The organism is Flavivirga algicola, from assembly GCF_012910715.1.
In the GTDB taxonomy this organism is placed as follows: Bacteria; Bacteroidota; Bacteroidia; order Flavobacteriales; family Flavobacteriaceae; genus Flavivirga; species Flavivirga algicola.
Genome location: NZ_JABBHF010000001.1, coordinates 551,671 through 565,847 on the forward strand (window position 1 = coordinate 551,671; position 14,177 = coordinate 565,847).

Here is a 14,177-nt window from a genome sequence, read left to right on the forward strand (position 1 = left end):
ACAGAAGAAAAAAAGTATACTAGAACACCCCTATTCTTTCCTGAACAAATCTGTTTTAACAAAATTCTAATCATAACTCATCGCACAATAATTTTGTTATTCTCTTATTTCAACATATAAATACCTGAATCCGACACCTTTTTAATCCCATTTAAATTAAGTTGACACTGTATTTTAATTTCCTAATACTATCCTCGTTTTACCACGTTAATTCAATTGTTTTTGTTTCGCCTGCTTCAAAATCTACTGGAAATGTATCTCCATTTGGACTAATGACCTTACCATTAACTTTTGCCGATATTATTGTTTTGCGTAACTGAAACGTAATACTTTGTTGCTTTCCACTTGATACTTTTGCTGTCATGGTTTTGCCATCCATATCCCACTCTAAGTTTTCTACTTTAGCTTGTGTTCTACATAAAACACCTGAAATACTGCCTTTTGAAAGCTTTTCGGATAATGCGGGCAGGAACTCAATAACGCCTGGTTTTGAAAATACCAACATTTCCATAATCACAGATGGAATAGAATGAAGCGCATCGGTATTATAAATAACTCCTGGATTGTGTGAGGTTACCAAACTATTGTACAGGTAATCGTTTTTCATTAGAAATAACAAATTACCATACACTAAATCGGCCTTTTTTAAGCGCGTTGCTATAAGTGCGGTATGTGCTAATCCGTGAGCACTACCGTTTCCTCTTCCTCGCTTTTCAATAGCAACATTTGCAGCCTTAAAAAGTGTTTCTTTTTCTGGTGAAATTTCTAGTCCTGGCCATACAGGATATAGATGCGATATATGCCTATGGTTATAATATTCCCCTAAATTTGGATGCGCCCATTCTTTTAAGGCTCCATCATCATTAATTAAATAGGGTGGCAATTTCTGTAACATGTCCTTCCAGAGCGTAACTTTTTCTTCCTTTAAATTCAATTCATTATTAATAGTAATTAAGTTAGTAAGTAATTCCCGAATTACCGCAATATCCATAGTAGCATTTGCAACCGCCCCCATGCGTTCACCATTTGGCAATACAGCATTATTTTCAGGAGAATAAGATGGTCCTATTAAGTACTTATCATTTTCATCATACATATCCAGAAAATCTTCATAGAACAAAGCGGTTTTCTTCATCATAGGATAAAGCCTATTCAACAAAAAAGCTTTGTCTCCTGTACATTGATAGTATTCAAAACAAGGTAAGAGCAACCATTCGGCACCTGCTGTCCAATAATTGCCTGGCCAGTTACCAAAATGTGTATGGAAATTGTGCCTACCTGATGTTCTGGTTCCAGAAACATAACCTCTACAGCCAAATAGATTTTTCGCATTGACTTCCCAATCTGGGGCAATGCGTTCCAATAGTGTCATATAGCTATCTATAGCTTCTTTTTGATTAGCAAGGTTTGCAGCTGAAATTTGAAGATTAACATTGGCATCTAAGGTAAAATCGCCAGACCACCTTGGTCTCCAGCTTCCATTCCAAATCCCCATCAAATTGGGTGGGTTCTTTCCGCTACTGGAAATTAGTCCATAGATACCCATATTGAACACTTTCTCCAGGAGATATGTGTTAATAACATCTTGCTGTTTTTGTCCAGTAATCAATGCTTCGTTAGATCCGTCTGAGAAACCTGTTTTATCCAAGTTTAATGTGACACGATTAAACATTTCTCCGTGTACCTCAGCATGTTTTTTTAAAAGAATATTATAAGGAGGCATACTTTCAATGGTCTTTCTTGCATCTGCAATAACCGATTTTGAGTAAGGTTCCACAGGCATTACTTTTGCCAAAACTTCAACCTCATCTGCGTCTTCAATAATTATTTCATCTCCTTTGGTAGTAAGCACACCACCTTTATTTTTAATATATACAAGCACTTCATAACCTCTGTCTATTAGCTGGTATTTGCTTCGAAAAGACAGCCAATTACTCGTTATTTTGCTTTCTGGATCCTCTATTAAAGGGGTGTTAAGTTGTTTCCACCTATCTGGAAACAACATTTTTATATTTTTCTCAATGCCTGATTCTTTATCTGCTTTGGATTGGTTTTCATCAAATTGATGTGCCAAAGCAAAAGAAACTGTAACATTTTTTTCTTTATTACTTATAATTTGGGTCGCTATCACATTATCTGATCGTGATACAAAAGAAGTTCTTCTATATTGAGAATCGCCTGCATTCCATCGTATCATAATTTCACCATTTTCATAGTTTAAGCTTCGTTCATAGTTTGAAACTTCACCTTGAAACTTTTGATTTAAGTTCAATACACAGGCAGGATGGTAAGGATCTGTCCATAAAATATCCTGATACCCCCTGGTTTTAGCATGTGTTAATATGTCACTTTTAGCTTCGGCATATTTTTCAGCTTTAATTAACTGTTTTGCTTTGGACATAATATCACCAATATCTGGTGGTTTAACACTTTCTGTCCCTATATATTCATATAGAAACTCATGATTGAAAATAATTTTTTCGTCCTGCGGATTTCCATGAACCATGATGCCCATTTCTCCGTTACCACTTACCAAAGCATCTTGCCAACGGGATGCTGGTGCTTCGCTGGTATTGTTTTTTTGCTGTACTTTGGCTTCTTTTTTAGTACTGTTGCAGGACGCCAATAATTGAATTACAAAAACAGCAAAAACAACTTTTATAAAACTGATTTTCATGATTTTATATTTTTATTTCTTTTCTATCCAATCAAAATCGACATAAGCGCCTTTATTAGATTCCGCAAACAAACCAATATACACACCAGTAAAACCTCCTGCAGTTTCCGAGCTTAAATATCTAGTATCTAATTCGCCAAGCATCTTGTAATTATTCCCATCGGTTGAATATGAAAATTTATAATACCTTGCTGTGGTTTCTACTTTTAGATATACTTTATTTTGAGCAAAATCTATTTCTGACACATTGAAATCCAGATTTCCTAATTTAGAACGAAGCACCAACTTTTGCTGTCCTTTTGAACGTTTTATCATAACATCGTAATGGTGCAGATTGTTCATAAAAACACTCAACCCCGTACTAATGTCCTTTTTGGAACCGTCTAATTCAAGTAAGATAGTAATCGATGATTCTGAATTGGTTTGCCGTTGTCCAATGAAAGTTGGCGAACCAATATCGTCTAATTTTACTTTGGTTCCTTTTAGCCTTAAATATCCTTTTCTTGCCGAAAGTGAGTAATTAGCTTCTTCTGGATTTCTTATAAAATTCCAGTCTAAATCCAACGGACCATCTAAATCATCCTTGGTGGTTTTTTTTAGAAATGGTTTTAAAGGCAACGTAGGCGTTTTCATGTCTATAGCTATACTACCAGTACCATTAATTACAGGCCATGTATTTTTCTCCCAACTTACTGGTGCTAAACATGTTTCACGACCCATCACATGATGACGGTATACTACAGGCCTAAAACCAAGAATTACTGCCCACCAAGAGCCATCATGTGCTTGAACAAAATCGGCATGCCCTGTACCTTGAATAGGATTTCTTTTAGTAGGTTCATCGGCATGGGTTAGAATAGGATTTGCGGGGTTTGAAGTATAAGGTCCATAGAGGTTTTTACTTCTCGCAATCGTTACTTTGTGCCCGTATTGCGTACCTCCTTCGGCTACTATCATATAATAGAATCCATCTTTTTTATAGATATGGGGCGCCTCTGGAAAACGTCCGCCAGTACCTTCCCAAACATTTCTAACTTCCGAAAGGTTTTTTCCAGTTTTAAGGTCTATCTCAGCCATAATTAAAGCACTTCCGTTTGAGGTCGTTACATGGCATTTACCATCCTCCCAATATAATGAAGGGTCGTATCCTTTTATTTCTAACCAAACAGGTTCAGACCATTCGCCCGAAGGGTTATCCGTGTACACAAGAAAATTACCATCTCCCGTAACGTTTGTGGTTACCATATAAAAAAGGCCGTCGTGATATCGTAACGTAGGGGCATAAATACCTCCCGACGCTTTACAACCTTCCAAATCCACTTGAGATTTACGGGTTAAGGCATGTCCTATTTTTTTCCAATTAATTAAATCGCGACTATGAAAAATGGGAACTCCAGGAAAATACTCAAAAGTACTTGTTGCCAAGTAATAATCTTCTCCTACCCTACAAACACTTGGGTCTGGGTAAAACCCAGGTATGATTGGGTTTTTAAATCCTGAATTGGCTTTTTTCTGTGCTTCGTAAAGCGATTTGGGACTGATTTTTCCATTTAAAGACTCAACAGTAATCAATGTTTCAGAACGATTGCTTTCTGAACCATTAATAATAAATTTACCATCATTTGCACTAACGCCTGCGATGATACTTGATGGATAAGAAATATGATGGTCTATTCTATCGGTTTTGTTCCAAGGCCAGTGTTTAAAGAGTTCCTTGGTACCTTTTACATCAGTAGATTCTATATTCCACCATACATTATTTATACTGGTATGGGGAAAATTACGCGGCGCTCCACCTCCGTAAATAAACCTTAAACCTGTAATCTCTTCAAATAAATTATGGGATGCAGGCCCATAAGTGTAGTGTGCAAATCCATGAAAGTCAAAATCGCCTTCGCTTTCCATCTGTTTGTCCATTGTTATTTTTCGGAAAACATTTCTAGTGGCATTCCCTTCACCACTCAATACATGTGAAAAATTCATTTGAATATTCACATTTTGAATAAGGTTATCTGAAGCATGCGCGTATACCTTAATACCAGAGTGTCCGTGTTTACCTGTAATAAAAATAGAGTCTAAAGTAACATTCTTACTGTCTTGCAAATAAATAGGGTTGGTATAATTGTCTATGGTAACATTCTTCATCCAACCATGTGCCACTCTACAAAAATTGACTGCGTTCCAACCATAATCCACATCTCTATTAGCGTGATGTTTGTAATTACCATCCCAAGCTGAAGCAAAACGAAGGTTTTCTATTCCCACATTGCGCACCATAGGGGCCGATAATAGCATAGGCTGAAATTCCATATCAATATCCATAAGCAAAGGCTGACGTAATAAAATCTGGTCGCCAGATATAATACGTTCTATTTCTACCAGAGCCTGAAATGATGCTACGCCTTCTTTCTCTGCTCTGTTAGCCGATTCTAAATCTGGTGTTAATTCTACATCAGTATAATTAAGTACTTTTTTTATAAGTTTATTGCTACCATTGGTATTGTACATAGCTAACAATACCACATCACCTGCTTTTAAAGCGGTAGTGTTTTTTACTCTTAAATTTTTACTCCCTTTAACTGCTTTGTGCGTTACGCTAGTAAGTTTAGGAGCTTCATAAATTTTTTGCTCACTCTTTTTACTAATTTTTGCGCCATTATATTTTAATGGTGCAGCTCCCCAAAAATGGTCTACACCCTGTATTTTATATCCGTATCGAATTAATGTTGGAGATAGCCACGGATTAGGCTCTTTATTTAATAGACTTGTGGAATTATAAAAAATAGTACCTTCCTCTCCTTGCCCTTCTCCGCGTATGACGATATTATCGTAGTCTATCTTTAAAAAATCTACGTTATTTGGATTGGTATTGAATGTATATTTCCCTTTAGGAAAGTATAGTACTCCTCCTCCATTTTTTCCAGTCTCATCTATTAAAGCTTGAACCTTTTTAGTAAGGTCTTCTCCTGTATTAGGGTAGATGTCTTTACTAGTAACATCGATAATACTTCCAGGATATTGAAAGTCTTGCTCGCCATAAGCATAACCTGCTTTTGAAAAGTCTATTAGTGGTGATTTTTTAGGTTCTTGAACATATTGATCATAAATCCTCGATCGTGTTTGGGCATAGACGGTTAATACGGTCAAAAATAATATTGTTGACATTACTATTGACGTCTTTTTTTTAGTGTTGGCTGTTCTTAACATTTTCTAATACTGTTTCGTAACGTTATTAATTATCTTTTCCTAAGCGTTTTTTTTCAATTTCATCTTGGTCTTTTTCTACCTGTTTCATCTGTAAATCACGTAATTCTATTTCGGTTTTTCGTAATTTTTCTTGCAGTAGCTTAACTTCTTCAGTATCTATAAGGGTCTCTTCTTTTGCTACTGCTTTTTTAGTTGGCAATTCAGAGTAAATCATATTTTCTTCGTTTTCAATACTTTCAAACTCAATATCTCCGCCTACTGCTTTGTTAATACCTTCAAAGAACAATTTTGCCTTTACTTTTATCTTACCTGCTTTGTTGGTAGTTTGTACCAATATAGGCGCTGTTCCCCATTCTACTTTACTAGGATTGATGCTAAAATCGTTTTCACCTATAATACGCCCTTCTCCTTCAATTTCAAATTGGATGTATTCATTGTTCAATCGTTTTATGATACCGTCTTCATCTACTATGGAAGCCACCACTGCAACCACATCACTACCGTTTGCTATTAGTGGCATGTTTTCATTGTCTAGATGTAAAACAAGTTTGGTTGCTTTCTTTGAAGGTTGTCTTTTATGCGACACAATTACTTGGCCATCTTTTAACCCTTCCACCAACATATACGCCTCTGAAAAGCGCCTTGTCCGATGTAGTTTCTTAAGCGTCATAAAATTATATGCGTCTTTAAAAACATAATACGGATGTGGAATTTGAATATTATCCTTATCTGCTTTAAGTGTGATAGGTTCTTCTCCACAGAATGTTAGCCTAACTTCATCGCAATTGCTAAATACCACAACATCCGGTGATGAAAATGGTGTAAGTTCATGTGCTAAATAAATATAAGGGCCGCTTTTTGCGTGGTTTAGTTCAAGATCTGGGTCTCTTTGGCTGGTAAACATGTGGTAGGCATACTTGGGTTGCCTAAACGCATCCATAATACCGCCATAAAAGGGAACAGGATTATATCCCCGTTGGTGATCGAAGGAATGCCAAATGGTACCTCCAATATATTTTGGTAAGGGAAAATATAAACGTTCCAGATTGTAAAAATCGTAATCTATGGGTTTAGCATAATGTAATGCTTGCACTATTTGCGGACGCTCTCCCCAATTGCGACTCGCTCTACTAGGAGAATTATGTGACGACCAATCATCTACATTATCGCCCCATTCTCTTGTAAAAAAGGCTTGTTTAGGAAGTTCTTCCTTCATTTTTTCCCAATAGCCCGTGTAATTGAAACTTTGTAATTCTCCTGTTTTCTTATCATATTTTGGGGCACCACGGTAAACAATGTCAAAATGTTCGCTTCCTTTAGCACTATGGTCACAAGCAGTAAACGCACCAGGATATGGATATTCTTCATGAACAATATCATGTACGTTTTTGGCAAAATGATCTGGATAGTGAGTTTCATTCAATATAGGCTCCCACATAATAACGGATGGATGATTTCTATCACGACGAACCATTTGACGAATATCGCTATACACTCTTTTTTCAAAAATGGGGGCTTTGTTCCAAAACTGCCAACCAGGTGTGGCATCTATAATGAACATTCCTAGTTCGTCGCAAGCATCCATAAATGCGGGGTCTTGTGGATAATGGGCGTTCCTTATGATACGGAAACCTGCATCGCGCAACTTTTTAACATCACGCCAATGTAACGCATTTGGCAGCGCATTACCTATAATAGCAAAATCTTGGTGCCTGTTGGCTCCCAATAATTTATGCGAATAATGTTCCCCATTAAGAAAAAAGCCTTTTTCATCATCAAAGTGGATGGTTCTAATCCCAATTCGTTTTCGATAGCCGTCAACAATTTCTCCTTTTTTGTTTTTTATGGTCAACACCAAATCGTATAAATATGGGATGTCTGGTGTCCATAAATTTGGCTCTAATACTTTAATACGTTGGGAAACTGTTCTGTTTTTACCTCTGGATATAGAAAGCGTATTGGTTACTGTAGCAACGGTTTTGTTTACTTTATCTTTGATTTCAGCAACCAATGTTAAATTTTGTTTTTTGTTGTGTTGATTCTCTACATTGGTTCTAATGACTACATCTACCTGTTGCTTGCTTAAATTTTCATAACGTACAAAAACGCCACCATCAGCTACTTTATCTATTAAATTGGCATCTGTAATATGTGCTTTATTGGTACTTATCAACCAAGCATCTCGGTAGATACCTCCAAAGTATGAAAAATCTAGTGTGCTTTGTGGTTTACCTGGCGGATAGATACCGTCATCAGAATTATCGGTTCGTATGGCGATTACATTTTTTGTATTAAAGGAAACATGGTTGGATATATCAATTACAATAGGTAAATACCCTCCAAAATGTTCTTTTAACAGTATTCCGTTAAGATATACCTTAGATTTACCCATAACGCCTTCAAAATGTAGTATCAGTATTTTTCCTTTCATTTCTGGATTCAGGCTAAAATGCTTTCTATACCAAGCAGGGCCTTGATAATTCACACCCCCACTAGCTTCTACAGGTAGGGATTCCAGGCCATGAGGTACATTGACTATTTCCCATGAGGAATCATCAAAACCTATTTCTTGTGCATTTTTTATATCGCTCTTAATAAATCTCCAACCTACATTGAAATTATAGGCTTTTCTTCCTGAATTTTCAACCTCAAAGAACCCTGCTGTAGAATATTCTGGAAGTTTGTTTTGGGCTGAGATATATAAAGTACTCAAATACAAGAAAAACAATACGCATAATCTTTTACCTAAAAATCTATAGATGAAAAATGTTGTGATTCTTATTTCTTTGGATGTAGACATTTTCTATTCATTAAATTAATATGCTTAATATTGGTATTGTTACTCACAAGAACCTTCTCATTTTATTGTATTCATAATTATCAAAAACTTCAGGACATCACATGGTTGTTTTTATAACTATTATGATGCTTGACAAAAAAATATTATTTTAAGAATCAAAATGTTTAAACCTAATTTTTATAAATATTCTAAAATTTATTTTGAATAATAACTGTCTCTATTTTAATTGTTTTCCTTTGCTAAATAAATATTACAAGTTCTATGTTTTTTAATGATTTGAAGGGGGGCTTTCGGTATTAATTTAGGTGACAAATTATTCTTTTTTATATTTTATTATCAATATAATTTGTCTCTATAAACGGACTTATAAAACAATGCTAACATCTTATTACCATATTAGGAGAGCGTACTAAACCTGTTAAAGTTCAATGAGCCTAATGCCATATAAAATTGAAAACTTTCATTTAACTTAGTTTGTCTTCAACTAAGTCAAACAATCCAGGGTAAGCGACTTATTCATTTTTTCTGAAAAAGAAAAAGTGGTTCTTAAATATTCTTTTACCTATTCTTAAGACCCTTCGACTACGCTCTAGGTAAGCGATTCACTCACTTTTTCCGAAAAAAAGGAAAAGTGGTTCTTAAATATTTCTTTACCAATTCTTGGAACCCTTCGACTGCGCTCTGGGTAAGCGATTCACTCACTTTTTCTGAAAAAGAAAAAGTGGTTCTCTGCTTACATATCTTGGGTATAAAAATTATAGTCTTTTAAAATGACATCAATAAATTGTATGTCTGTTTGTTGCTTCACTTCCTTTATTCCAACAACTTCTATTATCTTAGACCTTAATTTTATTAAGGTCTCATAATCTTTTGAAAGTCTTGCTGTAGTAAACGTATCTTTTATAATACGGGCATCATTATCAGACAATCTAATAACATTAGGATAAGTTGGTTTATAGTCTTGTCTTAAATTCTCTAAAATAGTGTGGCTAATATTCACGTGATCTTTTAATGTAATAACAGCTGTTCCTGCCGCCATATCACCTAACCGCTGTGTTTTTTTACTAAACAACATGACGAAAAAGCCCAATCCGAAAATATAAACATCAACAATTCTAAAAAACCATCGTACAACATAATCAGATAAGGATGCCTGATACCCATCAATCTTAACAACTCTAATTTTAAGTACACGCTTGCCAATGGTTTGACCTTGAAAAAAAGATTCTAAAGCCAATGTATAAAACATTACAGGAAAACTTAATATCGTATTGATACCTATTTGGGACCATTCATCCATCCCCTCAAACGCCCCAAATATTTTATTTAAAATAAGTAAATACCCAATTTTGATAGCTGTATCAATAATAAATGCTAACAATCTTTCTCCACCACCTGCAGCATTGAACGTTATTTTCACATTTTGGGTCGTGTTAATTTGTAACTCTGACATTTTATATTTTAATTTATCAAATATATGAGGGAAGTTTCATTTATCAAGCAAAATAAAGAAAAATGGTTAAGTTTTGAAAAAGCAGTCTTTAATAATGACTTCGAAGACCCTGACGAACTAGCCTCACAATACATCCACTTAATAAACGATTTAGCGTATGCGCAAACTTACTACCCTAAAAGTAAGGTCATTATATATCTTAATCAGTTAGCTGCTAAAGCGTTTCAAAAAATTTATAAAACAAAACGAGAAGATACAAATAGATTTTTGGGGTTTTGGAAAACCGAAGTGCCTCTCATCTGTTATCAATACCGTAAATTTATCTACATTGCTTTTATTGTATTTTTCGCATTTACTTTTATTGGTGTCATTTCCGCTGCTAATGATGGTGAATTTGTACGCTCTGTACTGGGAGATAACTATGTGGACATGTCTATAGAAAATATAGAAGCGGGAGATCCTGTAGCTGTTTATAAAAGCGGGAGTAATTGGGGGAGCTTTATTGGCATTACCATAAACAATTTACGTGTCGGTATTATCGCTTTTGTATTAGGCGTTTTTTTAGGAATTGGGACACTTTATATCATGTTTAAAAACTGTATCATGCTTGGTTCTTTTCAGTATTTTTTTTATGAAAAAGGTGTTTTGTGGGAAAGCGTTCGAGGCATTTGGATACATGGAGCCATGGAAATTTTTGCCATCGTCATTGAAGCTGCTGCTGGACTTATTCTCGGAGCCAGTATTTTATTTCCTGCTACACATTCCAGATACACTTCATTTAAACAAGGCGCAAAAACGGGTATAAAAATTTTAATAAGTACGTTCCCTTTTACTTTTTCTGCTGGATTCCTAGAAGGCTTTATCACGCGGTATTCTAACATTATGCCCAATTGGCTATCAACTGGTATTATATTAATTACCCTAAGTATTATTAGCTATTATTATTTAATTTACCCTTTTAAAGTTCAAAAAGAAATCACCCAACCACAAATAATATCCCCATCTCTTAGTTGAAAACGAACAGATTACATATTGCATTTTTTTGGTTTTTTATGGTTTATTGTTATCAAACAACTTCTAGTCTTACCTTCTTACAAGAACCTGAGCAAATAAGGGAATTTGATGAGAATTTTAAAAATCGATATTCTAGTAGCAAATATAATTACGAAGGAAAAAAAATAGTCACTAAAACACCTCAAGGCTCTGGGAATTATGAAGATTATAAAAATGGGAAGCCAAAACTAAAAGAAAAGAATAACCGAGATGGCATAACCATAAACTTAGGACCTCTGAGTTGGCTATTTTATCTTGCTATAGGTATTGCTGTTGGTTATTTGGTTTATATCTTACTAAATGAAGGAGGCTCTGGATTGTTTTCATCAAGGAACACCAAAACACTTAATACATATGATGATATCACGGCAGAAAATATTGAACATGCCGACATACACGCTTTAATAAAAAAAGCCGAAAATGATCATAATTATAGACTCGCTATTAGATATTACTACCTATTGGTCTTAAAAACACTTAGCTTAAAAAATCATATAAAATTTGAAGACGACAAAACCAACAGTGAGTATCTAAATGAGATAAGCGAAAAACCATTCCACGAAAAGTTTGCATATACTTCGTATTTATACAACTATATCTGGTATGGCAAATTTGCAGTGGATATAGAGCAATACACAAAGGCCAAGGGCAATTTTCTAACACTTTTAAATCAGGTAAAATAATGAAGAAAATTTTGCCTGTCCTTATAATAATTGTTTCTTTAGTCGTTACGGCATCTGTTGCCATAGGTATTCAAAGAACCAAAACAGTTGATTGGGAAGAATCTTTTAATGAAAAAAGTAACAAGCCCTATGGGATTAGTGTATTTTATAAAGAATTGCCAAATCTTTTTAAAGATTATAAAGTTAGAACCGTTTTCCACCAACCTGGTAGCTATTTAAGAGCAAATTCTGAAGACAGCTATGGAGAACATGTTGCAGAAGGGAGCTTTATTATAATTGGTAATTCTGATTATTTGGAAAACGATTCGGTAGATGAATTATTAAATTTTGCTGACGCTGGGAACACCTTATTTATATCTGATTATTATTTTTCACAAAAAATTCATGATACCCTAAATATCGATGTTGATTATATTTTAAATGAAAAGGATAGTATTTCATACCAATCACTTAAATATATTGATATAGAAAGTACAATTATTGATAAAAATGAAGGTGATTACTATTTTGCTCGGTTCGATACTATAAATTATCATGTACTCGGGCATTCAAAAATCGATTACAAACATGTTAATTTTATTCATGTTCCTTTTGGAAAAGGAAACATTTACTTACATCTTGAACCTAAAGCTTTTACAAATTATAACCTTTTAAAAGAAGAACGTTACAAATATGTAGAGGGACTCATTTCCTATTTACCAGAAAACAATGTGTATTTTGATTCGTACGCCAAAATCCAAACAGGCTATGATGGAGATGTTGAAAAAGAATCGAATTTAAGTTGGTTTTTAGAACAGTTATCGTTTAGATGGGCATGGTATACTGCCGTAATTTTTGGTATTTTATTCATGATATTTAATGCAAAACGTAGACAACGTATTATAAAAATTATAAAACCACTGCAAAACACAACCATAGCATTCGTTAAAACGGTATCTAACTTATATTTTGAAACCCAAGATCATAAAAACCTAATTGATAAAAAAATAACGTATTTTTTAGAAAAAATAAGAACCGATTTTAATTTAGACACATCCGCATTAAACGATGAGTTTATAGAGCGATTGGCTGCTAAAACTGGTAAGAAAAAAGAGGTTGTTAAAAAATTAATCAATTATATTAACTGGCTAAGATCAAAAAACGAGTTTTTTGAAGAAAACCTAATCAAATTAAACAAGCATATTGAAGCTTTTTATACCACATAATTATGGACGAAAATAGAGAATCTCAAGACCATCAAGATTTTTTACCGAAATCTGACACTATATCTTCAATTGATAGTAGTGCTTTGGAAAACAATAATGATTTACAATTTCAAAATCGTTTGGATTTATCTGAACTTCAACAAAGTGTCAATAAAATAAAACAAGAAGTCGGTAAAATTATTGTTGGACAAAAAGATATGGTCGATATGCTCATTGCATCGCTTTTGGCTAAAGGCCACTCCCTTATAGAAGGTGTTCCTGGGGTTGCAAAAACCGTTACAGCGAAGCTATTGGCTAAATCATTGAGTGTAGACTTTAGCCGTATTCAATTTACACCAGATTTAATGCCAAGTGATATTTTAGGAACTTCTGTTTTTAATTTAAAAAAATCGGAATTCGAATTTAAAAAAGGCCCTATTTTCTCAAATATGGTCCTTATTGATGAAATCAACAGAGCTCCTGCCAAAACACAAGCCGCTTTATTTGAAGTCATGGAAGAACAGCAAATTACGATTGACGGCAATAAATTTAAATTGGATGCACCTTTTATGGTTTTGGCAACTCAAAACCCTGTAGAGCAAGAAGGCACCTATAGGTTACCTGAAGCACAATTAGACCGTTTCTTATTTAAGATTGATGTTAATTATCCTAATCTAGATGAAGAAATAGAAATACTTTCCAGAGAGCATGAATTAAAAGATAGACCAAAAACAGAAGCCCTGACATCATTCCTTACAGCTGATCAAATAGTAAAATATCAGAATTTAGTGAGCCAGATTCTAGTAGAAAAACATTTACTTAAATACATTGCAGAACTCATTGTTGCGACGCGCAATAATCAATTCCTATATTTAGGGGCATCACCAAGAGCATCCATTGCCATATTAAAGTCCAGTAAAGCATTTGCTGCTATGTCTGGGCGTGATTTTGTAACTCCAGAAGATATAAAACGTGCAGCTATCCCTGTTTTACACCATAGAGTAATTGTAACACCAGAACGTGAAATGGAAGGGGTTTCTAGCAAGCAAATTATAAAACAAATTATTGAAACTGTTGAAATACCCCGTTAGTTTGCAGTGGTAAGTGGTAAGTGGTAAGT

8 protein-coding genes are annotated in these 14,177 nt (G+C 34.5%); 4 read left to right on the top strand and 4 right to left on the bottom strand.

Annotated features, from left to right (window positions below; genetic code table 11):
• Window positions 1–199 precede the first annotated feature (199 nt).
• The 4 genes from HHX25_RS02200 to HHX25_RS02215 form a co-directional block, all read right to left on the bottom strand.
• Window positions 200–2,677, bottom strand: a complete 2,478-nt coding sequence (locus tag HHX25_RS02200; protein WP_169669615.1) for a glycosyl hydrolase family 95 catalytic domain-containing protein — start codon at window positions 2,675–2,677, stop codon at window positions 200–202.
• Window positions 2,678–2,689: 12 nt separating this feature from the next.
• Entirely contained in the window at window positions 2,690–5,842 is a 3,153-nt protein-coding gene (locus HHX25_RS02205; RefSeq protein ID WP_169669617.1) for a family 43 glycosylhydrolase, read from the bottom strand.
• A gap of 67 nt (window positions 5,843–5,909) precedes the next feature.
• Entirely contained in the window at window positions 5,910–8,684 is a 2,775-nt protein-coding gene (locus HHX25_RS02210) for a glycoside hydrolase family 2 protein (RefSeq protein WP_169669620.1), read from the bottom strand.
• Window positions 8,685–9,417: 733 nt separating this feature from the next.
• The gene (locus HHX25_RS02215; protein WP_169669622.1) at window positions 9,418–10,137 is read right to left on the bottom strand and encodes an RDD family protein; all 720 of its coding nucleotides are present in this window, start codon (window positions 10,135–10,137) and stop codon (window positions 9,418–9,420) included.
• A gap of 24 nt (window positions 10,138–10,161) precedes the next feature.
• Here HHX25_RS02215 and HHX25_RS02220 point away from each other — a divergent pair, with 24 nt between their 5' ends.
• The 4 genes from HHX25_RS02220 to HHX25_RS02235 are packed head-to-tail and all read left to right on the top strand — an operon-like array spanning window position 10,162 to window position 14,148.
• Window positions 10,162–11,151 carry a stage II sporulation protein M gene (locus tag HHX25_RS02220; protein WP_169669624.1) on the top strand — a complete coding sequence of 330 codons (990 nt, stop codon included), beginning with the start codon at window positions 10,162–10,164 and terminating at the stop codon, window positions 11,149–11,151.
• Between the two features lie 38 nt (window positions 11,152–11,189).
• Window positions 11,190–11,873, top strand: a complete 684-nt coding sequence (locus HHX25_RS02225) for a hypothetical protein (protein WP_169669626.1) — start codon at window positions 11,190–11,192, stop codon at window positions 11,871–11,873.
• Window positions 11,873–13,078, top strand: a complete 1,206-nt coding sequence (locus HHX25_RS02230; RefSeq protein ID WP_169669628.1) for a DUF4350 domain-containing protein — start codon at window positions 11,873–11,875, stop codon at window positions 13,076–13,078. The genes HHX25_RS02225 and HHX25_RS02230 overlap by 1 nt, the downstream gene beginning before the upstream one ends.
• A 2-nt stretch (window positions 13,079–13,080) precedes the next feature.
• Window positions 13,081–14,148 carry an AAA family ATPase gene (locus HHX25_RS02235; RefSeq protein ID WP_169669630.1) on the top strand — a complete coding sequence of 356 codons (1,068 nt, stop codon included), beginning with the start codon at window positions 13,081–13,083 and terminating at the stop codon, window positions 14,146–14,148.
• Window positions 14,149–14,177: the final 29 nt, after the last annotated feature.

Coding starts and splice junctions, on each gene's coding strand:
- HHX25_RS02200 (WP_169669615.1), bottom strand. CDS start 2,677: ATGAAAATCAGTTTTATAAAAGTTGTTTTTGCTGTTTTTGTAATTCAA.
- HHX25_RS02205 (WP_169669617.1), bottom strand. CDS start 5,842: ATGTCAACAATATTATTTTTGACCGTATTAACCGTCTATGCCCAAACA.
- HHX25_RS02210 (WP_169669620.1), bottom strand. CDS start 8,684: ATGTCTACATCCAAAGAAATAAGAATCACAACATTTTTCATCTATAGA.
- HHX25_RS02215 (WP_169669622.1), bottom strand. CDS start 10,137: ATGTCAGAGTTACAAATTAACACGACCCAAAATGTGAAAATAACGTTC.
- HHX25_RS02220 (WP_169669624.1), top strand. CDS start 10,162: ATGAGGGAAGTTTCATTTATCAAGCAAAATAAAGAAAAATGGTTAAGT.
- HHX25_RS02225 (WP_169669626.1), top strand. CDS start 11,190: ATGGTTTATTGTTATCAAACAACTTCTAGTCTTACCTTCTTACAAGAA.
- HHX25_RS02230 (WP_169669628.1), top strand. CDS start 11,873: ATGAAGAAAATTTTGCCTGTCCTTATAATAATTGTTTCTTTAGTCGTT.
- HHX25_RS02235 (WP_169669630.1), top strand. CDS start 13,081: ATGGACGAAAATAGAGAATCTCAAGACCATCAAGATTTTTTACCGAAA.